This window comes from Pseudomonadales bacterium, assembly GCA_024234165.1.
GTDB lineage: Bacteria > Pseudomonadota > Gammaproteobacteria > Pseudomonadales > UBA5518 > UBA5518.
Genome location: JACKOP010000005.1, coordinates 82,925 through 103,888, shown reverse-complemented (window position 1 = coordinate 103,888; position 20,964 = coordinate 82,925). Strand labels below are relative to the sequence as shown.

Here is a 20,964-nt window from a genome sequence, read left to right as displayed (position 1 = left end):
GCCATCGTTGCAGAGCGCCGCAATGGGGAGACGAACTGTATGAATACGACATCGGTGAGCCAGGCCGGATGGAACGGAATCCGCGAGGGAATGGCGCGCGCGCAGGATGCGGGTGCGCGTATCGCTGCAGGCAGCGTCTCCCGCGAGCCGGCCGGGCTGGTCGACGCCGTAGTGGATCTGAGTGTTGCCGAGCAGCAGGTCGCCGCGTCGGCACGCGTCGTCGAAACCGGCAACGCCATCATCGGCGCACTGCTCGACGTGCATGCCTGAGGGCATCTGCACGGTGCTCGCGCGTGTATCGCCTGCAGGAAGTTTCCATTACAATGCCGCCCGCGCGTACAGGCACGCCGCAGCGCAAGACCCATCGGAGTGTAGCTCAGCCTGGTAGAGCACTGCCTTCGGGAGGCAGGGGTCGAAGGTTCGAATCCTTTCACTCCGACCAATCACATCAGCAATCATTCGTTCCATAGGGCTTCCGAGCAGCTACAAGCTGGCTGCAACCGGTGGCCCGACCGTGTGCTACGCTCAAAAACAGGCAACATCAGGCTACCCGGTCGCCAGTACCTCTGCCATCCGTGATCCTGCAGACGAGTGGACATCGACCGGACGTCGTCGCGTTCGCTTCACAAGGAGTGTGCATGGACGCTGATGGAGATGGGCCTGGGCGAACAGGGAGCCTCCTGGAGCGAGTGAGCGCTGCGTCTGCTGGAGCAACACGGCCCGTTCCGACTCGCGTGGCTCGAATCCCTGGTACGCCTCGCCGATTGGCGCGCATCCGCAGCCGAACAGCTTGAATCTGCAGACAAAGCTCCACACAATGTTGCGCATGGACTGGAAGCAAGCCATCAAACACTGGCGGGCGCTGAGCCCGGAACAGCAACGACAGATTCGTCGTCAACGGCTGCCGCGCATGGTCGCGCGCAGCATGGCCTTCGAGGGCGAGCCGGTGGATCAGGCGATGCTGGAGGAGGCACTCGTCCACCGCACGCAGCGACCCGTCACCTCGACACCGCGCTCGGCATCCTGAGCCATGCCGAGCTCGCGCCGCATCTGATGCGGCGCGTCGAAGCGGTACAGAACACGATTCGGGAAGGCGCGTGGGATACCCGTGCCCTCGACGAGCAGCTTTTCCTCGATTTGCATCAGCAGATTTGCGGTGAGCCGACGCCCGATTTCGCAGGCCGCTGGCGCAAGCAGGTGATCCGCAGCGTTTTGCTGCGGCCTCATCTGTACGGGCGAGCGGCCGCTCGCCCCTACGTGGCGGCTGCTCGCCCTTGCCTGATCTGCAGTGTTTCGCTGCGGCGTCAAGTTTGCTTTCAGGGCTGTTCGCCGTTAAGTTGCGCCAACCCTGCACGAGGATGCCAGATGAGCAACGACACCCTGCGTCTTGCGCACCGCTACGCGAGCTTGATCGACGACCGGCGTTTCGATGAGCTCGGTACGATCATGCTGCCCTCGATCCGCATCAGCGGGCCCGGGTACGCGATGGTGACGCTGGACGAGGTGCAGCGCGGCATGGAGCAGTTGCGTCAGTACCAGAGCACGCTCCATTTCGTTGGCAACCAGCTTGGCGAGTGGGTGGGCACGGACGAGTGGCGCGGTGAAACCTATTGCATCGCCTCGCACGTCTATCTGCGCGACGATGCGTCGTGGAAGCTCGACATGGCGATCCGCTACCGTGACCTGATCGTGCGCGAACGTGGCGAGCTGTTCTTTGCCGAACGCGAGTTGCGGCTCGCATGGAGCCAGGACCTGCCGCTCGGCATGGCATTCTGAGCGGCATCCAGCCGTTCAGCACGCCGGGGCCAGGACCGGTGCTGACGGACGCGATGCGGATGGGAGGGAGATCGATGCGCGCCGGGATTCTTGCGCTGATGGTCGTGCTGGTCGCGCTGTTGCTGCTGCCGTTCCTGCTGGCAGACGCGATGATCGGGGGGCTGCTGGCGCTCGGGCTTTCGCCGCGGATCGCGTTGCTGCTGGTGATCGGGATCTTTCTGGGCAGCATGTTCAACGTGCCGGTGTGGCGACGCACCACCGGGGCCCGCGTGATCGAATACCAGCAGCAGGCACTGTTCGGCATCGAACGTCTGGTACCGCGTGTGCTGCATGCGGATGCGCAGCAGGTGGTCGCGCTGAACGTGGGTGGCTGCATCCTGCCGGTGCTGATCGTCGGCTACGAACTGGTGCGCCTGTTCGCACGGGCTGACAGCGCGGCGATCGCGCTGGCGCTGGCCGTGATCGCGGTCAACATCGGTGTCTGTCATCGGTTGGCGCGGCCGGTAGCCGGCCTCGGCATCCTGCTGCCGGCGCTGGTGCCGGGCTGTCTGGCCGCGCTGCTGGCGCAACTCCTTGTGCACGCACACGCGCCGGCGGTGGCGTTCTGCGCCGGGGTGCTCGGTCCGCTGGTCGGCGCCGACGTGCTGCACCTGCGCGACCTCGACCGCCGCGGTGTCGGCATGCTCAGCATCGGCGGAGCGGGCACCTTCGACGGCATCGTGATCTCGGGCTTCCTGGCACTGTTGCTGAGCGCCTGACGATCCGATCCTTGCTAACCTCCTGCGCCCTCCCGCATACCAGTACCGGAGCGCCGTTGATGGATCTCGAAGACTTCCGCCGCGAGTATCTTGCGCCGGGGCTGCACCGCAAGGACCTGGACCCGTCGCCATTCGTCCAGTTCGAGACGTGGTTGCGGCACGCGATCGATGCCGGCCTGCGTGATCCGACGGCGATGGCTTTGGCGACGGTCGACCAGCGTGGCTGGCCGTCGCAACGGCTGGTGCTGCTGAAGCACTGCGATGCATCGGGTTTCGTGTTCTATACCAACCTCGAGAGCCGCAAGGCGTGCGAGATTGCCGCGAATGCACGCGTCGCGCTGCTGTTCCCGTGGAGCGACATGGAGCGCCAGGTACGCATCGAAGGTCGTGCCGAGCGCATGGGTAATGCGGAAGCGCTGAAGTACTTCCTGATGCGACCGCGCGAGAGCCAGCTTGCGGCGTGGGCGTCGGCACAGAGCCGACCGCTGTCATCGCGTGCGCTGCTGGAAGACGAATTCGCGCGGCTGAAGCAGAAATTCGCCGACGGCCGGATTCCGTCGCCGACGTTCTGGGGCGGCTATCGCGTGGTGCCCGATGCCTTCGAGTTCTGGCAGGGGCGACCAAACCGCCTGCACGATCGCTTCAGCTACCGGCGTGGCGAAGACGGGCAGTGGCAGATCGAGCGCCTCGCTCCCTGAGTCGGGCTGCATAGTCGAGGGTGTCGCAGGACGCTTCATCATGCGCCGGTCATGCCACTGCTCGAGGGCCTTTGCGACAGCCCTGTCAGGGCGGTGAGGCCTGCAGCGAGTAGCCTGCGTGGCGGTCTCGCCCCAGCAGCGTGACCAGATGCGCCAGCGCGGCACCGAGCGCCGCCTCCAGCATCCACGGCGGATTGATCACGAAGACGCCGCTGCCGTAGAGCCCCTGGTGATCGGCGCCGGCCACCACCAGTTCGGCGCGCAACCAGCGCTCGGCTCCGAGTGCCGCGAGGCGCGCCGGCAGTTCCCTTGCCTCGCGGCGTGCGATCAGCGGATACCACACCAGGTAGACGCCGGTCGCAAAGCGCTGCAGCGCCTGCTGCAGCGCACCGGGCACTCGCGTGTAGTCTTCGCGCATTTCGTAGGACGGGTCGATCAGCACCAGTGCGCGGCGCGGCTCCGGCGGCAGCAACGCCTTCAGTGCGGCGAAGCCGTCGTGGTTGTGCACATGACAGTGGGCGGTGGCGAAATCGCGTGCGAGCTGCGTGTGGTCAGTCGGGTGCAGCTCGTGCAGCCACAGGTGGTCACGCGCACGCATGCGTGCACGCGCGATCCACGGTGAACCGGGGTAGCGCTGGAGCTGACCGCGCGGGTTCAGTTCGCGCAGCAACGCGACATAGTCCGCCAGTGCGCCAGGGAGCGCGTCGGCTGCCCACAGACGCGCCACGCCGTCGAGATGTTCGCCGTGCCCGGCAGCCGGGCCATGGGCAAGCGCGTAACAGCCGGCACCCGCGTGCGTATCGATGTACCAGAACGGCTTGTCCTTGCCCGTCAGGTGGTCGAGCACCTGCAGCAGTGTCACGTGCTTCAGCACATCGGCGTGGTTGCCGGCGTGGAATGCGTGGCGATAGCCGAGCATGGTGTGCCTCCGTTTGCGCGCGGCTATTCAAGCAGTTAGCGTGTACGCTGACAAATCGACGCAGCGCCTGTGGTTCGTGACAGCGGGAGGGTCAACACGGTGAGGATCGAGCTGCTGATGACCGGCAACGAGCTGATGAGCGGCGTGACCGTCGACTCGAATTCGGCGCTGATCGCGCGCACGCTGGAGCCGCTGGGTCTGCGTATCGGCGGCAAGGTCACGGTCGGTGACGACGAGGCTCGGATCCGCTCCGAGCTGTTGCGCCTGGCCGAACGCTGCGAGGTGCTGATCGTCAACGGCGGGCTGGGCCCCACCAGCGACGATCTCACCGCGCAGGTACTTGCGGCGACTGCTGGCGTGGCGTTGCGCGAACATCCCGAGGCGCTGGCGCAGGTCGCTGCGTGGTGTCGCAGTCGCGGCGTTGCGCTCAGTGCGGCCAACCGCAAGCAGGCGCTTCTGCCCGAGGGGGCCAGTGTGGTGCCGAATGCCACCGGCAGCGCGCCTGGCTTCCGGCTGCGCATCGGCACCTGTGAGGTCATCTGTACTCCCGGTGTGCCGAGCGAGCTGCAGCGCATGCTCGATGCGCAGATCGTGCCGTGGCTCGTCGAGCGTTACCCGCAGCGCGAGCCGCTGGTGATCACGCGGCTGCAGTTGTTCGGCATCGGCGAGTCTGCACTTCAGCAGCGCATCGACGCGGAAATCCCGGACTGGCCGGCCGGGATCGAACTCGGTTTCCGTGCCGGCATACCGACCGTCGAGTTGAAGGTGACGAGTGTGCGGCGTTCCGACGAGGCGGCACGCATCCGCTGCGAGCAACGCGTGCAGGCGCTGTTTGCCGAGCACATCATCGGAAGCGGCAGCGTCAGCTTGCAGGGTTGCGTGGTGGAGATGCTCGGTGCGTGCGGCAAGCGGGTGGCGACGGCAGAGTCGTGTACCGGCGGGCTGCTCGCTGCGTTGCTGACCGAAGTGCCCGGTGCTTCGCGGGTGTTCGAAGCCGGCGTCGTCGCCTATTCGAACCGGATCAAGCAGCGCGTGCTGGGTGTTGAAGCGGCAACGCTGCGCGAGCATGGAGCGGTCAGCGAAGCCGTGGTGCGCGCCATGGCGAACGGAGCGCTTGCGCTCAGCGGTGCCGATCTTGCGGTCGCGGTGTCGGGAATTGCCGGCCCCGACGGTGGCAGCGAGGAGAAACCGGTTGGCACCGTCTGGATCGCGTGGGGAAGCCCCTCGCGGCTGCAGGCCCGCGAGCTGTATTTTCCGCTCGAACGCAAGCGCTTCCAGGCGATGGTGGCGGCGACCGGGCTCGACCTGTTGCGACGCGAGCTGTTGGGAATCGAATCGCCGCCGCGCTACTTCCGCGATCGCGCACCGCTGCCGCGCTGACTTTGCGCCACTGCGCAGCGCTCAGGACGCTTCGGCGCGTTCGAGGTGTTCACGCAGCGCATCGAGAAAACGTGCCGCTTCCCCGACGCCGACCGCGCGCTGATCGAAACTCAACGACAGCGGCAGCACCGGTTCCACCGCCGGCACTCCGTCACGCACGACCACCGCCTGGGTGATCCGCCCGCTGGTGACCATCGCAACCTGTGGCGCCAGCACGGCGAGCCGTGCCGTCTCTACACCGAGCGTGCCGAAATCCATCAGTGAAATCGTCGCTGCATCCGCCTGCTCGCGTGACGACGGGTGCGCCGACGCGCACGCATCCAGTTCCTGCAGGCTTGCGAGCAGCGTGTCGTCATCGAGTGCGGCAACGTCGCGCAGCACCGGCATGCAAGTCCCCGTCATCGTGCCGGCGACAAGTCCGATGTCCACCGTCGGGTGCTCGCAGCGCATGAGACGCTCGGGATCGAACCAGCAATTCAGCGCGGGTTCGAGCGCGCAGGCATGCACTACGGCGCGAACCAGCCGCTGCTGCCGTTGCGTGCCTTCGAGCCATGCGCCAGTGCGGGCGCGTGCGTGCACCGAGGCGCTTGCCACGTCGCGTGTGTCAGCCATCTGCACGGCCATGGTGCGGCGTGCCGCGTCGAGCTCCTGCCACCCGACGGGCGCCGTCTCGTGCAACGCCATCGTGCCGTCGGCATCGATCGCGTCGTTCGCATCGCTTGCAGTGATCGACTCGAGTTCATGGCGCAGTTCGCGTGCCAGGCGGCGCGCCGCCGTCGAGGCGCGCACCGATGCCGGCGCAGAAGGGGTTGGGGTGCCGGTCACCGTCGATGATGTGTCACGCACTGCGTCTGCGAGCGTCAGCCCCTCCCCTTGTGATGCCGCGGTGAGACGCAGCAGTACGGCGCCGACCGGGACGCGCTCGCCTTCAGCGACGTCGTGCGTGGTGATGCGCCCGCTGCGTGGCGCCGGAACTTCGATCAGTGCGGTAGCGGTCTCCACTGCCAGCAGTGGCTGGCCGGCAACGACGTAGTCACCGGGTGCCACGTACCATTCGATGATCGTTGCTTCACGCTGCCCGTCGCCGAGTGCGGGCAGTCTGAATTCTTGTGTGCTCATCGTTCGAAAGAATACAGGAAGTCGATCGCGTTCTCGATTCCGGAGATCGCCTCGATGTAGAAGGAACCGCGCAGGCGGTAGCGCAGGCGAAACGTGTTGATGCGGTCGAAGGTGGACACGCCGTAGCGCAGGTACAGATCGGGTGACAGATAGCCGCTCAGGTGAACCTCGGTTCCTCCTTCGACCTGGCGCGCCGCGAGCTGGAAATCCTGGATGCCGAGGCGGCTCGCCGCACTGCCCGTGATGCGGTTGGCACCCGCCATGCCGAGTTGCATCAGCATCGTGCTCACCGCAAGGTCCAGGTTGTCGCCGCTGTCGGGTTTGCGACCGGTGAGCAGGTAGTGCATCGCCAGCGTCTCCTCCATCGCCGGACGCGAGAAGGTGCTGATCAGCGGTTCGCGCAGATCACCGCGCACGCGTACGCCGACCTCGACGTTGTCGTCTTCGATGCGCCGGATCGCGGTCAGGGCCAGGTCCGGGCGATCGAGTGCGCCACGGAAGCGGATGCGCCCTTCGGTCACCTCGAGGTTCTGTCCGTAGGCGGTATAGCGACCGTCGACGATGCGGATTTCGCCGCGCCCGCGCAGCAGGGCCGCGTTGGCGTCGCGTGTGACATCGAGAGCGCCCTCGAGCCGGGCGTCGACACCCATGCCGCGCAGGCGCACGTGCTCGCCGAGGCGCACGCGCACATCGAGTCCCCACGGAAATGGCGTGCCCGCCTGCTCCTCGCCGACGACGACCGCGTACGGTGACTCGCCGATGGCGGTATCGGGCAGTTCGTCGATGCGTATGTCGGCGCTTGGCAGGAAGACTTCGCCGCTCAGCAGTGCCTGCGTCGGGCTCAGCAGCAGGCGCAGCTCCGGCGCCACCGTGGCGCTGCTGCCGCGCACGGGTTCGATTTGCAGGCCGGATGAGCGCAGCGCCAGGTCCGCGCTCCAGCCCGCGTCGTCGAAGCGTGCGCTGCCGCCGAGCGTGGCCGTGCCGGAGCCGGTGCGGAAACGGCCGTCGATGTGTGCCTCGCTGCCGGCAAAATCGATCATGACGCTGGCGTCCTCGATCGGTTGCGGCAGCCGCTCGTGCACGAAGCGTGCGTCACGGAGTCGCAGTGCTCCGGACAGTTGCGGTGCATCGAGCGCTCCGTGCAATCGCAGTGTGCCTGCGAGCGTGCCGGCCATATCGAGCATGCCCGGCAACGGCACGGCGAGCTGTGCCAGATCCAGATCCTGCAGCGAAACCGTGCCGTCCAGTGCGCGTGCGGCGAAGTCGGTGTCGAGATTTCCGTTCACGCCGCCACCGCCGCGCAGGGTGAGTTGCCAGGCAAGTGTCGCGCGGCGGGAAGTGCCCTGCAGGTTTGCTGCGAAACCGTTCAGCTCGAGCGCGAGCACGTCGCCCCCGACCGGAACGCCGAGCGTGATCGCGGCTCCCGATACGTGCGCCTCGACGCGTACGGGTGCGCCGGCAGCGCGGCTCGCGCTTGCATCGAAACCGAACAGGCCGTCGCCTTGCAGCTCGGCCGGCAGCCACGGTCCCAGTAAGGCGAGCGGAATATCGCGCCCGCGCAGTGCGATTCCTTCCAATCGCTCCGCTCCCAGCAGAACGGGAAGCGTGCTGCAGAACGTCGTCTGCTCATGGCCGAGGCAGAACGCGCCGATCCGCGCCGTCCTGCTGCCGGCGTCCCAGGTGAGTGGGACGACACGATCGGCTCGCCACTCCCCGAGCGCGGGGTGCGGGTTCACGCCGAGCGCATCGCAGTTGCCGCGCCAGTCACCGCCGTCACCGAGCGTGCCGCTGCAGCGCGTCTCGAGCCGGGCGGAGTCGGCCTGCACGGCAAGCGTGATGCGGTGCGCGCTGCCCGAGCCTGCCACGCTTGCCTCCAGCGTACCGACCGCAGTGCCGGCCGCGACCAGTCCGCTGGCACCCACGCGCACGCGGTTGTCGCGGTTGCGCAGGCCGAGCCAGTGCGCCTGCACACTCACGCTGTCCGCTGCATGGTCCTGCCACCGCAGTCCCTGTGCGCTCAGCTCGCCGTCGACTTGCGGATCCTGCAGCGTGCCGCCGATGCGCAGCCCCGCGTGCCCGCTGCCGTGTGCGCCCGCGAGCGTGTCGCCGAGGTTGCCCAGCGTGACCGTGGCGTCCAGGGCCAGTGTGGTACCGATCCTGCCGTCGAGCTGCAAGCGGTTGGCGCCATTCAGGATGCGCAGTCCGGCGAGCTGCCAGGTGCCGGCGCCATCACGTGCCGCGCTGCCTTCGAGGCGCGCGTCACGCCCGTTCACGCTGCCGTGCAGTGCGGTGCGTGCATCGAGCGTGGAAAGGGTGCCATCGAGGGTGCCAGCCAGCGTGGACTCGCCGCTCAGCCGGCACTCGAACTGCGGCTGCCACGCGGGCGGACAGAAATCGGCTGCGTCCAGTCTGGCGGTCCACTGCGTTCCGCGCAGTTCTCCGCTGGCAACGAGGCTGCCAGCGTCACCACGGAGTTCGAGCCGGGTGAACTGCGTGTGGTCGGGTGTCCACGTCGCCGTGCCCTCGAGCCGCGCTGCGCCGGTCAGGCTGCCGCTGACCCGCGCTGCGAAATGCGCCTGCAGTTCCTCGCTGCTGCCGGATACGCGCAGCACCACTTCCTGCAGTGCAGCGAGTTCGGGCTCGGCGGGCAGCGGGTGCAGCGTGTCGCGGCTCGAGGCGCTGAGCTCGATGCGTGGTGCGTCGGCGAGCAGTTCGGCAAAGCCTTCGGCATCGATCGCGTATTCGCCGCTGCCGGTGGCATCGAAGTTGAGATGCGCAAGGTCGCCCGTCAGGTGCAGCGCCGCCTGCTGTCGCCGCGCCCAGTCGATGCGCCCGCTCAGGCGCAGCGGCAGCTGTGCCCGCAGATCGATTTCCGCCTCCAGCGAGGCGCTGAATTCGTCCATGCGTGCCGCCAGGCTGTCGAGCGTGATCCGGCTGTCGACGAAGCGGCCGGCAAGCCGTACGTCGTGCAGCGTGAGCAGTTCACTGTCTGCGCGTCGTATGCGGAGCTCGCCGATCGCACCGTGCGCGATCGTCACCGGCAACGGTGCCTTCAGCGGCTCCAGCGCAAACGGGGCTGCGTCGTCCTGCTCGGGGCCGAGCACGATGTCGAGGCGTTCCAGCGTGAGGCTGGCAAAGCACAGACGGTCCCCCAGCAGGCAGTGCGGGGCCAGGCTCCACGCTACGTCGTGCGCGCGTACGGTGGTCGAGTCATCGTGCCAGCCTACAAGCGCGAACTGCGCTTCCAGCAGATTGCCGGCGCGATGCTCGAGTGCGAGCCCCGGCACGAGTGCGCTCATTGCACGCGCGGCCAATGCGGTGCCGCGCTCGCTTGCGGCCAGTGCGATCGCGAACAGCACTGCCGCGCTCAGCCCCCACAGGAACAGGCGCAACGCGAACAGGGTGAGGCGACGTGCGTTCACAGCGGTGGCCCCATGCTGACGTGGAGCCGGAAGCCCGAATGGCGGCTGTCGTTCACCGGGAACGCCAGATCGACTCGGACCTGTCCTACCGGTGACAGCCAGCGTATCCCGGCGCCGACACTCTGGTGGAATTCCTCGTCACCGCCGCGAAACGCACTGCCCGCGTCGGTGAACGCCGCGAGTCGCCAGCGCGGCAGCACGCGCCGCGAGATCTCGACGCTGCCGACTGCCAGGCGGCTCCCGCCGGTGAGCTGCCCGCTGGCGTCGCGCGGCCCCAGCGACTCGAAATCGAAGCCGCGCACGCTGTTGTCGCCTCCCGCAGCGAAGCGCAGCGAGGCGGGAATCGCCGTGAAGTCGTGCGTGAACAACGTGCCGACTTCGACGCGGCCCAGTATCGTCGTGTTGTCGTCTGCCAATCCGAACAGCCACTTGCCGCGTGCACGCAGACGCAGGAAATCCGTCGGCGAACCCAGCGCCGGGTCGCTGAAGTCGAGCGACGCGAACCACGAGGTGCCGCGCAGCGGATCGATGCCGGAATCGACGCGGGTACGTGAAATGCTGATGCCGGGCAACAGGTAGGCAGCGTCCTTCTGGCGTGCCGCACCTACCGTGAAGCGCTCGAGTTCGAGGGTGCTGCCGTAGTTCAGCGACCAGTCGTCGAACACTTTCAATACATGGCGCAGGCCGGAGGTCACGACCACCGTCTTGGTGTCCTGCACATGCGTGCCGCGCAGCCCGCCGATGAGCTCGAAATAGTCGTCGAGCGGGTGATGGTGCGGGATGCGGTACGAAGCCTCCACCGACTGGCGCGGGTCGGACAGCTCTGATTCGATGCGCAGTGCATGGCCGCGCGCGTTCACGCGCGGCGTGTCGCGGTTGAAGCGCAGACGCAGCGAGGAATCGGTGCTGAAGCCGGCGCCGATCTCGTAGCGGGTGGTGTTCACGTCTTCGGCGAGCACCGTCACCGCGACGCGTGCGTCCTCGCCCGGGTCCACGCGCAGCGCGATCTCGCGAAAATAACCGGTGTCGCGCAACGCCCGTTCGAATCGCGTCACCAGCGTGTTGTCGAACGGTTCGCCGGTGGCAAACGGTGCCAGCGCGAGCAGCAGGTCGTCGTTCACGCGGCTGCCGGAAACGCGGATTTCACCGAAGCGGTAGCGTCGGCCACAGGCAATCTCGAGGTCCGCCACGGCGCTGTGTGCGGCCGGATCGATACGCAGTTCGGAGCGGCGGTACGCCGAGTCGAAGAAGCCATAGCGGCGACACGCGCGCAGCAGTTCCTCGCGGAAATCGTCGAAGACTGCGTGTGACAGCGGCTTGCCGGCGCGAATCGGCGTGGCCTGCACCAGCTTGCGGATCGCTGCCAGCGAGGCGGCCGGCTCGTCGACCACGATCCGTGGTGCGGCGAACAGCACCCGTTGGCCACGCTGCACCACGATGCGCAGCACGCCATCGCCACGCTCCAGAGTGAACGTTGCCTCGTAGTAGCCGAGCGGACGCAGCGCGGCACGCAGCGCACGTTCGACGACACGATGCAGTCGGGGCTGCTGGTCGGCGAGCCGCGCATCGATGCTGCCGAGGTGCGCGAGCACGTTGCGCCGTGCCTCCTGGTCGAGGCCGCGCACGCTGAGCTTCAGCTGATCGTTGGCGGCAGCGACTGCCCCCGATACCAGCAGCAGCGCCAGCAGCAGCGCCGGGGCGCGTGCAAGGCGGCGGATGTGACGGGCGAGAGCGTGGTGCACGGGCTTGCAGGTCCGGGGGCAGGAATGGCCATCGACCGGCGGATTATGCCAGCAGCGACGCATGCGGGTCGCGATGCGACGCCACCGCCGGCGATGCAGTAGACTGCGCGCCCGTTGCGGCACGCTGCCCTGCAGCACGCCGCTCCCTCGTTCCATGGAGAAGCACGATGGCCCCGACCGTGTCGCCGCGGCGGCTGCCCGCCGAGTGGGAGCCGCAGGACGGCGTGTTGCTGACGTGGCCGCACGACGGAGGTGACTGGCGGCCCTGGCTTGCCGAGGTGGACCAGGTCTACGTCGCGCTGGCGCGCGCAATCACGAATCGCGAACGGCTGCTGGTCTGCGTGCGCGACGCCGCGCACCGTAGCCACGTGACGCAACTGCTGCAGAGCGCCGGTGTGGCGCTCGAGCGAGTGGCGCTGCACACGGTCGCGTCGAACGATTCCTGGGCCCGCGACCACGGACCGATCACGGTGCTCGAGCATGGGCGGGTACGCCTGCTCGATTTCGTGTTCAACGGCTGGGGCGGCAAGTACGCGGCGGCACTCGATGACCGCATCACGGCCACGCTGGTGCAGGCGGGTGCCTTTGCTGCCGCCGCGCACGAGCGTATCGGGTTCGTGCTCGAAGGTGGCGCCATCGAGTCCGACGGAGCCGGCACGCTGCTGACGACTGCGGCCTGCCTGCTCTCGCAGGGGCGCAATCCGGGGTTCACGCGCGCCGACATCGAACGGCGCCTGCATGAATTCTTCGGTCTGCAGCGCGTGCTCTGGCTCGAACACGGGGCGCTCGAGGGCGACGACACCGACAGCCATATCGATACGCTGGCGCGCTTCTGCGACACCTCGACGATCGCCTACGTGCGCTGCGACGATCGCAGCGACCCGCATTTCGCTGCGCTGGACGCGATGGAGCACGAACTCATGGCGCTGCGTGATGCGCACGGCGCCCCGTACCGGCTGGTCGCGCTGCCGTGGCCGGCGCCCAAATACGGTGACGACGGACGCCGCCTGCCGGCGACCTACGCGAACTTCCTCGTGATCAACGACGCTGTGCTGGTTCCCACCTACCGCGACGCTGCCGACGCCGCTGCGCTGGCCGCACTGGGCGCGTGCTTCCCGCAGCGCGAGATCGTCGCGATCGACTGCCTGCCGTTGATTCGCCAGTACGGGTCGCTGCACTGCGTGACGATGCAATTGCCGGCCGGCACGCTGGCGCCGCTATAATCCGCCGCACACACCGCATCCCGCTCCCGAGGACCGTCGCATGAGTGCCACGCTGGAGGTGGCCTGCATCCAGCAGGTCTGCGGCGACGACCGTTCAGCCAACCTGAACCGCTCGGCCGCGCTGGTGCGCGAGGCCGCGGCCGGCGGCGCGCGGCTCGTGCTGTTGCAGGAACTGCACGCCGGCCCGTACTTCTGCCAGGTCGAGGACGTTGCGTGCTTCGATCGGGCCGAACCGATCCCGGGGCCGAGCAGCGATTTCCTGGCAGCGCTGGCGCATGAAACCGGCGTGGTGCTGGTTGCCTCGCTGTTCGAACGGCGCGCACCGGGGCTCTACCACAACACCGCCGTGGTGTTCGAGCGCGACGGCACGATCGCCGGGCGCTACCGCAAGATGCACATTCCCGACGATCCGGGCTTCTACGAGAAGTTCTACTTCACCCCCGGCGATCTGGGCTTCACGCCCGTGGACACGTCGGTCGGCCGGCTCGGGGTGCTGGTGTGCTGGGACCAGTGGTACCCCGAGGCAGCACGCCTGATGGCGCTCGCCGGCGCCGAGCTGCTGCTGTATCCGACCGCGATCGGTTGGGACCCGCGTGACGTGGACGCGGAAAGGGAGCGCCAGCGCGAGGCCTGGATCACGGTGCAGCGTGCGCATGCAGTGGCCAACGGCATCGCGGTGCTGGTGGCCAACCGCATCGGTCACGAGGAGGATCCGTCGGGGCAGGGAGCGGGCATCGATTTCTGGGGCAGCAGCTTCGTCGCCGGGCCGCAGGGCGAGTTCATCGCGCTTGCCGGCGTGCGTGACGAGTGCGTGTTGCGCGCCACGCTCGATCGCAGCCGCAGCGAGGATGTGCGGCGCATCTGGCCGTTCCTGCGCGATCGGCGCATCGACGCCTACCACGACCTGGTGCGCCGCTACCGTGACTGAACACGAAGGCGAGGACCGCGTACTGCTCGCGCTGCTCTCCGATGGCGGGTTTCACTCGGGCGAGTCGCTGGCGGCAGAGCTGGGCATCTCGCGTGCCGCGGTCTGGAAGCGTATCGGGCGTCTTGGCGAGCTGGGTCTGCACGTGGAGCGGCGCAGCGGCCGCGGCTACCGTCTCGAGGGTGGCATCGAGCTGCTGGAGGGCGAGCGCATCCTCGCGCTGCTGCCCGACGAGCTGCGTGCACGCGTGACCGGCGTCGATGTGTGCGGCGTGATCGACTCGACCAACGATGTGCTGCTGCGCGCGTTGCGCAGCGGCAAGGCAGTGCACGGCGTGGCGTGTCTTGCCGAGCGCCAGACCAGCGGCCGTGGACGGCGTGGGCGAAACTGGCTGAGTCCGTTCGGCAGCAACATCTACCTGAGTCTGGCGTGGCGTTTCGATCGCGGTGTGGCCGCGCTCGACGGCCTCAGCCTGGCGGTGGGTGTTGCGGTGGTGCGCGCGCTCGAGCAGTGCGGCATCGGCGGCATCGGACTCAAGTGGCCGAACGATCTGTTCGCCGGTGACGCGAAGTTCGGCGGCATCCTGATCGAGCTCGACGGCGAGCTGTCGGGGCCGATGAGCGCGGTGATCGGTGTCGGGCTCAACCTGCGCATGCCGCTGGCCGAGGCGGCAGCAATCGGGCAGCCGTGGATCGATCTGGAGACGCTCGCGGGTCGCGTGATCGGCCGCAACGCGCTGGCAGCGGCGCTGATCGCCTCCTGTGTCGAGTTGCTGCCGCGGTTCGCCGTACACGGCTTCAGTGTGGTGCAGCCGGACTGGGAGCGTCTCGACGTGCTCGCCGGGCGCGGCATCACGGTCAGCACCAGCGACGGGCGCGTACTCGACGGGACCGCCGACGGCGTGGATGCGGGCGGTGCGCTGCGGCTGCGCAGTGCCGAGGGGCTGCTGCTGCTGAACAGCGGCGAGGTCAGCGTGAGGCGCCGGGCGTGATCCTCGAGCTCGATATCGGCAACACGCGCTGCAAGTGGCGGCTGGTCGATGCGGCTGGCTCTGCACTGGCCGACGGCAGTTGCGCCATCGCGGAGCTGGCGGCCGGGCTCGACGCACTGCCAGCGTGCGGTGCGGTGCTGCGGGCGCGCGCAGCCTGCGTACGTGGCGAGGAGGTGGAGCAGCAGGTGCGAGCTGCAGTGCGCGGTGCCCTCGGTCTCGAGATCGAGTACGCGCGTTCGCAACCGAGCGCCGCGGGTGTACGGAACAGCTACGCCGAGCCGGCGCGCCTCGGTGTCGATCGCTGGCTGGCGATGCTGGCCGGCTTCGCGAGCACGGGCAGTGCGGTCTGCGTGTTCGACTGCGGCAGTGCGATCACCGCGGATCTGGTGGACGACGAGGGGCTGCACCGTGGTGGCTATATCGTGCCGGGGATCGGCATGAGCCGCACCAGCCTGCTGACTGCGACGGATCGGGTGCGTTTCGATGCGGGCGGATACACGGCGGTTGTGGCGCCTGGCACGAGCACCCTGCAGGCGGTTGCGCATGGCACGCTGCTCGCGGCGGGTGCGGTGCTCTGCGCCGCACACGAACAGTTCGGACGGATCTGCCCGCAGGCGACGGTGTTGCTTACCGGCGGCGACGCGCAGGACCTGCTGCCGTGGCTGGACTTCCCCGTGAGCCTGCGTCCGCACCTGGTGCTGGACGGGCTGCGGCTGGCGCTGCCGTGATGCGCACGCTGTTCCTGTTGCTGTTGGGTGCCAATGCGCTCTACGCCGCCTGGGTGTGGTTCGCAGTGGAGGCCCCGTCCGACGGCGGCCCCGTGGCCCGCGAGCTGCCTCACTACCCCGCACGACTCGAACTGGCGAGCGAATACCGGCCCGTGCAGCCGCAGACTGCAGTGGCGGATGCATCGCCCGCCATGGAGCCAGTCGACACCGCCGCAACTGCCGAAACCACGGAGTCCGTCGAAACTGCCGCAACCGCCGCAACTGCTGAAGCGACCGAAGCACCCGAGACTGCAGCAGTGGCCGAGACGGCACGAGCTGCCTGGACAACAGAGCCGACAGCAACGGCAGAGTCGGGACCGTCTGCTCCTGCGCCGGTGGATACCGACTCCGAGGCTGCAGTACCGAAGGAAAACGAGGCGCTGGCGGCCACGCCTGGTGGTGCCACAAGCGAGGCAGTGCCGTCCGCACACGACGCGGCGCCGTCCGCACACTGCGTGCGCATCGGCCGGTTTTCCACCGAAGGCGCCGCGCGTACAGCGCTTGAACGCCTGCGCGATCAGCTTCCCGACGGCGCGCTCGTGACCGTGCCGGTCGTCGTTCACAGCAATTTCTGGGTGCACATTCCGCCGCGTGCCAACGATGAAGAGGCGCGTGCGGTGGTCGCGCGGCTGACCGAGCGCGGTGTCGAGAGTTTCGTGATCCGTGACGACCCCGCGCTGCGCAACGGGATCTCGCTCGGGGTGTTTCGCGACACGGCGAGCGCCGAGCGGCACGCGGCCCGTTTCGCCGACATCGGCTATCCGGTCGCGATCCATGAGGCCGCGCAAACGCGCCCCTCGTTCATGGTGCAAGGCACATTGAGCGCAGATATGGCAGCGGTCGAAGCCGCTCTCGGACAGGGCCTGGCGATCGAGGAGCTTGCCTGCCCGGTCGTTGCAGCCGATCCTGTGGCCGACTAAACTGCCGCGCCGCGCATGACGGCGCGGCCTCCATTACGCTGGCGTAGCTCAATTGGTAGAGCAGCTGATTTGTAATCAGCCGGTTGGGGGTTCGATTCCTCTCGCCAGCTCCATGTTTGCACTGTGTCCACGGTCAGTGGTTGCTCACAAACACACCGAATCCAGAAAGCCCGTCCGGTTCTGAACCCGTTTCCCGCGCGTAGTGCTGCGGTCGAGCCAATGCGTGTCGGGCTGCCTGGCTTTGACATTTAATGATGCTTGATTAATATGAGTCCGAGAGGCAGAAGCCAGCCTGAACCCTGAACAATAATGGGTGCCCGCCCAACGACCAGGAGTCCTGGATGTCTGGCGATCGAACAACGGAACAGCAGATTCCGGCTCGTCCCGTGTCAGCCGAATCCGTCCGGTGGCATCACTCCGTGGACGTGCTCGTCGTCGGGTCGGGCAATGGCGGCTTGACCTCGGCACTTTGCTGCTACGAACTCGGAGCCAGGGATGTTCTCGTCGTCGAGAAGGGCGCCCGCTACGGGGGCACCAGTGCCCGCTCCGGCGGAGGGGTCTGGATCCCATGCAATCATTACGCCCTGGATGCGGGCGCGCAGGATACCCTTGCCGAGGCCAGGGCCTATCTCCACGCGGTGATCCCGGAAAACGACAGGGATCCCGGGCTGATCGATGCGTACCTTCAATCAGGCCCTGAAATGGTTCGATTGCTGGCTGATCGAACCCGCGTCCGCTATCGCTCGCTGTCGATGTATCCGGATTATTTTTCAGATGCTCCGGGAGCCAGGCCGGGTCATCGCTCGCTGGAACCGGAACCCTTCTTTCTCGACCAGCTTGGAAGCGACTGGCAGGAATTGCTGCCAACGCATCCCAGCATGTTCATGCTGGGCAAGATCTCCATCACCATGGAGGAAGCCCATCAGTTCATGTCCATGCTGCCGGGCTGGCTGAAAACGACGGCGCGACTGCTACGAAAATACCTCGGTGATTTTCCATGGCGCCTTCGCACTTCGGTTGATCGTCGTGTGACCTGTGGCAGTGCCGGAATAGCGCAACTGCGGGCTTCCATGTTGGACCGGAGCATGCCGCTGTGGCTGCGAACGCGTCTGGTGCGCCTGATCCATGACGGTGACCGGGTTTGCGGTGCCGTTGTGGAGCGCGATGGGCAGCAAGTGAACATCCGTGCCAGGCGGGCAGTGATTCTGGCTGCCGGCGGTTTTGCGAAAAACCAGTCGATGCGCGACAGGTATCTGCCCAAGCCAACCAGCAGTGCCTGGAGTGCCGCCGTCGATACGGATACGGGAGATGCCATCGTTGCGGCAGAACGGCTCGGTGCCCGCTTGAAGCGCATGCATGCCGCCTGGTGGGTTCCGACTTTCGTGCCGCCCGATGATTTGCCCCGGCTTGCGGTCATAGAGCGGTCCCTGCCCGGTTCCTGTGTGGTCAACACGCTGGGAAGACGTCTTGCCAATGAAGCCCAGAATTACATGACCTTTGTTCTGGCCGCACAGGCAAGGCATACCGAAAGCGATCCTTCCTATCCGGCTTTCTTCATATTCGATGCGCGTTTCCGCCGCAGCTATATCACCGGCCCGTTGCTCCGCAGCTCATTGCGTCCGGATATCGTGTTGCCGCGTTCCTATTCCCGGTCGGGATTCCTGCATCGAGCCCCGACGATCGAGGCACTTGCTGCCGCTGCCGGAATCGACAAGGGAACCTCTGCACAACATCCGGTGAATTACGAGATATTGCGTAGGTTGGACAAAATAATGAGTGTGGCAGCTGATTTTCATCAAATCCGCCCGTTTTTTAGCTACTTTCAGCCCGTTTCGGGGCTCTTGCCCGTGCTGCGGGCACACTCATCCCCCGCAAGCCTGCAAAATTCGTTTGCGCGCCAGCCACAAATTGACCAACGCAAAGAGGGTGGCCAGGTTGGCTGTGTTCTTGGCCAGACCCTTGTAGCGCACCTTGGTGAATCCGAACTGGCACTTGAGCACCCGAAACGGATGCTCGACCTTCGCCCGGATACGCGCCTTGGTCCGCTCCAACGCATCGACCAGACTGCCGCGCGGGGTATTCTTGTCCAGCGCTCGGCGCTTGCCGGGCATCATCGCCACGTGCCAGTTCGGCTGTGGCCGATTCGCCTTGATCTCCTCGCGCTTTTCAACGCCTCGGTAGCCCGAATCAGCGAAGACATCCTCTTCTTCACCGTGCAACAGTTCGTGTGCTTGCGTGACGTCGTGCGCGTTGGCCGATGTCGTCACCACCGTGTGCACCAGCCCCGAGTCGGCATCCACCCCAATGTGCGCCTTCATGCCGAAGAACCATTGGTTTCCTTTCTTTGTCTGGTGCATCTCAGAGTCGCGCGTACCCGTATCGTTTTTCGTCGAGGACGGGGCAGCGATGATCGTGGCGTCGACAGCTGTTCCCGCCTTGAGAAGCAAACCGCGCTCCGCCAGAAGCGTGTTGATGTGATCGAAGAGGCGTGTGCTCAAGCCGTGCGCTTCGAGCAGATGCCGAAAACGCAAAATGGTGCTCTCATCAGGCAGGCGGTCAACTCCCACATCCAGACCAGCAAACTCGCGGTACAGCGGCACGTCGTAGAGCGCCTCTTCCATGGCCGGATCCGACAACCCGAACCACTGCTGCAGGAAGTGGATGCGCAGCATCGTTTCCACTGCAAATGGCGGGCGCCCGCCTTTCGGGCCGGGTGTGGGTGCATACGGCGCAATGATTGCCACCAGATCCGCCCACGGCACGACCTGCTGCATCTCACTCAGGAACACACGCTTTCGCGTGCGCCGCGTCTTCAACTCAAAACCGCTCATGGGGGCAAGGCTCATCTGTTTCATGCCTCGACTGTCTCATACCAGGCGGATGCAAGCCAGGTTTTTACAGAGGTTTTGCAGAGGTTCCCAAGGGAGGGCTGCTGGATACGGTGGCGCGAATGAACGAATACGCCCGAACCGGCGTCGATGCCGAATTCCACCGGGGTGATACCAACTATGACCGCCACTATGGCGACCCTCGGGTGCAACCCAATCCCTGTCTCGGACCGATGGCGGAAGCGCCGTTTTATGCGATGCGCATGGAGCTTGGAGACGTGGGAACCAGCGGCGGGCTCGAAATCGACGAATTTGCCCGCGTGCTGGATCAACAGGGAAAGGCCATGGACGGGCTGTACGCGATAGGGAATACGGCGGCAGGTGTCCTGGTCACATACCCCGGACCGGGATCGAGTATCGGGCCGGCCATGGTGTTCGGCTACCGGGCTGCCAGGCATATCTGCACCGGGTGAAACCAAAGGAGAAAAGGAATGATGGTGGAGCAGGATGAGTTTCTGCATCTCGATTCGGCCCCGATTCCAGACGCCCTGTTCGTCGATACGACCTGGTTCAGCGTCATGGATCCGGATGCGAACGTCTTTGGCGTCGCCCAGATCTTTCTGACCAATCATGGTTATTCCCGCTGGGCTTCACTGTTTCAGATCGACGGCGTTCTGCAGTATTGGGGCAACAAGCATTGCTTCGATCCGCAGAAAGAACCGCAGGGACCGTGGGGTGATGGACGCATGAGCTACGAGGTGTTGCGTCCGCTGGATGCGTTTCGTGTGCGCTTCAATGGACCGCTGTACGCCTATGACCTGAACTTCAAGGCGCGATACCCGGCCTTCGAATATGACCATTCCCAAGCCGCGCACCAGCTCACGGAGGCGAATGACTATTTTTCCATGGTGTGGGGCGGGCATTTCGAACAGGCAATGGATTGCCACGGGCGATTCGAAATTCGCCAGGGGCCTGCCAGGGGGGAGGTGCGCAACATTGCCTGCCGTTCCCATCGCGAGCGTTCATGGATGCACAACTTCCACGAGGAAAAGGAGTGGGAACGGATCGATGAACCGAGGTTTGCCGGGCATTTCTGGCTGATATTGCATCTGGACGATGCGCAGCTCTGCGCGCTGGGCTGTCCGCAGGGCAGCCGCCTCAGCATGCCAACGGTTGGGTCGATTTCCAGCACGCAGGGCGATCAGCCCCTGCGTGGGGTAGAGGCAGAAATCATTCTGGGTGATGACAGGGCGACCGCCATTGAATTTCGCTTCGTGCTGAACTTGCCGGATGGACGCAGGAGGCAGGTGCGCAGCCTGAGGAAGCTCGGCGAGATAAAGCTCTGGTATCGCGGCGACAACTGTCTGGATAACCCGGTGGACTGCTTCGAAGCGTTCTGCGAATTCGAACTCGATGATGGGCGACGTTGCATGGGCGTGTGCGAGTACTCGATCCATCCGGCGCAGCAACGGTGGTTGTCATGACAGCGCTCGATG

Annotated in this window: 18 protein-coding genes and 2 tRNA genes; 14 read left to right on the top strand and 6 right to left on the bottom strand. The window is 66.3% G+C overall.

Annotation, left to right across the window (positions count from 1 at the left end):
- The first annotated feature begins 39 nt into the window (after positions 1-39).
- Both H7A12_15470 and H7A12_15465 read left to right on the top strand, forming a co-directional pair.
- Positions 40-270 carry a hypothetical protein gene (locus H7A12_15470; protein MCP5322182.1) on the top strand — a complete coding sequence of 77 codons (231 nt, stop codon included), beginning with the start codon at positions 40-42 and terminating at the stop codon, positions 268-270.
- A gap of 95 nt (positions 271-365) precedes the next feature.
- A tRNA-Pro gene (locus H7A12_15465) sits at positions 366-442 on the top strand.
- A gap of 509 nt (positions 443-951) precedes the next feature.
- Here the strand turns inward: H7A12_15465 and H7A12_15460 are convergent.
- Positions 952-1,143 (bottom strand): hypothetical protein, encoded by a 192-nt coding sequence (locus H7A12_15460; protein ID MCP5322181.1) that lies wholly within the window; start codon positions 1,141-1,143, stop codon positions 952-954.
- 222 nt (positions 1,144-1,365) lie between these two features.
- Between H7A12_15460 and H7A12_15455 the strand changes: the two genes are divergently transcribed.
- The 3 genes from H7A12_15455 to pdxH all read left to right on the top strand — a co-directional run bounded on the left by H7A12_15455 (position 1,366) and on the right by pdxH (position 3,232).
- Entirely contained in the window at positions 1,366-1,776 is a 411-nt protein-coding gene (locus H7A12_15455) for a nuclear transport factor 2 family protein (protein MCP5322180.1), read from the top strand.
- A gap of 74 nt (positions 1,777-1,850) precedes the next feature.
- Positions 1,851-2,534 carry a DUF1614 domain-containing protein gene (locus H7A12_15450; protein ID MCP5322179.1) on the top strand — a complete coding sequence of 228 codons (684 nt, stop codon included), beginning with the start codon at positions 1,851-1,853 and terminating at the stop codon, positions 2,532-2,534.
- Positions 2,535-2,593: 59 nt separating this feature from the next.
- Positions 2,594-3,232 carry a pyridoxamine 5'-phosphate oxidase gene (gene pdxH, locus H7A12_15445; GenBank protein ID MCP5322178.1) on the top strand — a complete coding sequence of 213 codons (639 nt, stop codon included), beginning with the start codon at positions 2,594-2,596 and terminating at the stop codon, positions 3,230-3,232.
- An 85-nt stretch (positions 3,233-3,317) separates the two neighbouring features.
- On the opposite strand, the gene H7A12_15440 is transcribed toward pdxH, so the two are convergent.
- Complete coding sequence (locus tag H7A12_15440) at positions 3,318-4,151, bottom strand: 23S rRNA (adenine(2030)-N(6))-methyltransferase RlmJ (protein MCP5322177.1); 834 nt, start codon at positions 4,149-4,151, stop codon at positions 3,318-3,320.
- Between the two features lie 117 nt (positions 4,152-4,268).
- On the opposite strand from H7A12_15440, the gene H7A12_15435 reads away from it, so the two are divergent.
- On the top strand, positions 4,269-5,531 hold the full coding sequence (locus tag H7A12_15435) for a CinA family nicotinamide mononucleotide deamidase-related protein (GenBank protein ID MCP5322176.1): 1,263 nt from the start codon (positions 4,269-4,271) through the stop codon (positions 5,529-5,531).
- 21 nt (positions 5,532-5,552) lie between these two features.
- Here H7A12_15435 and H7A12_15430 read toward each other — a convergent pair whose 3' ends face one another.
- Genes H7A12_15430 through H7A12_15420 form a run of 3 tightly spaced genes read right to left on the bottom strand, consistent with a single transcriptional unit; the run spans position 5,553 to position 11,814 of the window.
- On the bottom strand, positions 5,553-6,650 hold the full coding sequence (locus H7A12_15430) for a 2-oxo acid dehydrogenase subunit E2 (protein MCP5322175.1): 1,098 nt from the start codon (positions 6,648-6,650) through the stop codon (positions 5,553-5,555).
- Positions 6,647-10,072, bottom strand: a complete 3,426-nt coding sequence (locus H7A12_15425; protein ID MCP5322174.1) for a translocation/assembly module TamB domain-containing protein — start codon at positions 10,070-10,072, stop codon at positions 6,647-6,649. The genes H7A12_15430 and H7A12_15425 overlap by 4 nt, the downstream gene beginning before the upstream one ends.
- Entirely contained in the window at positions 10,069-11,814 is a 1,746-nt protein-coding gene (locus tag H7A12_15420) for an outer membrane protein assembly factor (GenBank protein ID MCP5322173.1), read from the bottom strand. Before H7A12_15420 ends, H7A12_15425 begins: the two co-directional genes overlap by 4 nt.
- A 167-nt stretch (positions 11,815-11,981) precedes the next feature.
- Here H7A12_15420 and H7A12_15415 point away from each other — a divergent pair, with 167 nt between their 5' ends.
- The 6 genes from H7A12_15415 (at position 11,982) to H7A12_15390 (ending at position 16,753) form a co-directional block, all read left to right on the top strand.
- Positions 11,982-13,037, top strand: coding sequence for an agmatine deiminase family protein (locus H7A12_15415; GenBank protein ID MCP5322172.1), 1,056 nt, complete (start codon positions 11,982-11,984; stop codon positions 13,035-13,037).
- 52 nt (positions 13,038-13,089) lie between these two features.
- Positions 13,090-13,965 (top strand): carbon-nitrogen hydrolase, encoded by an 876-nt coding sequence (locus H7A12_15410; GenBank protein ID MCP5322171.1) that lies wholly within the window; start codon positions 13,090-13,092, stop codon positions 13,963-13,965.
- A complete protein-coding gene (gene birA, locus H7A12_15405; protein ID MCP5322170.1) occupies positions 13,886-14,953 on the top strand; it encodes a bifunctional biotin--[acetyl-CoA-carboxylase] ligase/biotin operon repressor BirA in 1,068 nt (355 codons plus the stop codon). Before H7A12_15410 ends, birA begins: the two co-directional genes overlap by 80 nt.
- A complete protein-coding gene (locus H7A12_15400; GenBank protein ID MCP5322169.1) occupies positions 14,950-15,681 on the top strand; it encodes a type III pantothenate kinase in 732 nt (243 codons plus the stop codon). Before birA ends, H7A12_15400 begins: the two co-directional genes overlap by 4 nt.
- Positions 15,681-16,640, top strand: a complete 960-nt coding sequence (locus H7A12_15395; protein ID MCP5322168.1) for an SPOR domain-containing protein — start codon at positions 15,681-15,683, stop codon at positions 16,638-16,640. The genes H7A12_15400 and H7A12_15395 overlap by 1 nt, the downstream gene beginning before the upstream one ends.
- Positions 16,641-16,677: 37 nt before the next feature.
- Positions 16,678-16,753: transfer RNA gene (locus H7A12_15390), tRNA-Thr, on the top strand.
- A gap of 1,749 nt (positions 16,754-18,502) precedes the next feature.
- Here H7A12_15390 and H7A12_15385 read toward each other — a convergent pair.
- Positions 18,503-19,495, bottom strand: a complete 993-nt coding sequence (locus H7A12_15385; protein ID MCP5322167.1) for an IS5 family transposase — start codon at positions 19,493-19,495, stop codon at positions 18,503-18,505.
- A 95-nt stretch (positions 19,496-19,590) separates the two neighbouring features.
- On the opposite strand from H7A12_15385, the gene H7A12_15380 reads away from it, so the two are divergent.
- Both H7A12_15380 and H7A12_15375 read left to right on the top strand, forming a co-directional pair.
- Complete coding sequence (locus H7A12_15380) at positions 19,591-19,941, top strand: FAD-binding protein (GenBank protein ID MCP5322166.1); 351 nt, start codon at positions 19,591-19,593, stop codon at positions 19,939-19,941.
- Positions 19,942-20,046: 105 nt separating this feature from the next.
- Positions 20,047-20,952: a hypothetical protein gene (locus tag H7A12_15375; protein ID MCP5322165.1), complete on the top strand. Its 906-nt coding sequence runs from the start codon at positions 20,047-20,049 to the stop codon at positions 20,950-20,952.
- The last annotated feature ends 12 nt before the right edge of the window (positions 20,953-20,964 follow it).

Excerpts from the sequence above, each read along its gene's own strand:
- H7A12_15385 (MCP5322167.1), bottom strand. The coding sequence starts at position 19,495 with ATGAAACAGATGAGCCTTGCCCCCATGAGCGGTTTTGAGTTGAAGACG.
- pdxH (MCP5322178.1), top strand. The coding sequence starts at position 2,594 with ATGGATCTCGAAGACTTCCGCCGCGAGTATCTTGCGCCGGGGCTGCAC.
- H7A12_15380 (MCP5322166.1), top strand. The coding sequence starts at position 19,591 with ATGAACGAATACGCCCGAACCGGCGTCGATGCCGAATTCCACCGGGGT.
- H7A12_15470 (MCP5322182.1), top strand. The coding sequence starts at position 40 with ATGAATACGACATCGGTGAGCCAGGCCGGATGGAACGGAATCCGCGAG.
- H7A12_15455 (MCP5322180.1), top strand. The coding sequence starts at position 1,366 with ATGAGCAACGACACCCTGCGTCTTGCGCACCGCTACGCGAGCTTGATC.
- H7A12_15395 (MCP5322168.1), top strand. The coding sequence starts at position 15,681 with ATGCGCACGCTGTTCCTGTTGCTGTTGGGTGCCAATGCGCTCTACGCC.
- H7A12_15430 (MCP5322175.1), bottom strand. The coding sequence starts at position 6,650 with ATGAGCACACAAGAATTCAGACTGCCCGCACTCGGCGACGGGCAGCGT.
- H7A12_15450 (MCP5322179.1), top strand. The coding sequence starts at position 1,851 with ATGCGCGCCGGGATTCTTGCGCTGATGGTCGTGCTGGTCGCGCTGTTG.
- H7A12_15440 (MCP5322177.1), bottom strand. The coding sequence starts at position 4,151 with ATGCTCGGCTATCGCCACGCATTCCACGCCGGCAACCACGCCGATGTG.
- H7A12_15375 (MCP5322165.1), top strand. The coding sequence starts at position 20,047 with ATGGATCCGGATGCGAACGTCTTTGGCGTCGCCCAGATCTTTCTGACC.
- H7A12_15460 (MCP5322181.1), bottom strand. The coding sequence starts at position 1,143 with ATGCAAATCGAGGAAAAGCTGCTCGTCGAGGGCACGGGTATCCCACGC.
- birA (MCP5322170.1), top strand. The coding sequence starts at position 13,886 with ATGTGCGGCGCATCTGGCCGTTCCTGCGCGATCGGCGCATCGACGCCT.
- H7A12_15435 (MCP5322176.1), top strand. The coding sequence starts at position 4,269 with ATGACCGGCAACGAGCTGATGAGCGGCGTGACCGTCGACTCGAATTCG.
- H7A12_15415 (MCP5322172.1), top strand. The coding sequence starts at position 11,982 with ATGGCCCCGACCGTGTCGCCGCGGCGGCTGCCCGCCGAGTGGGAGCCG.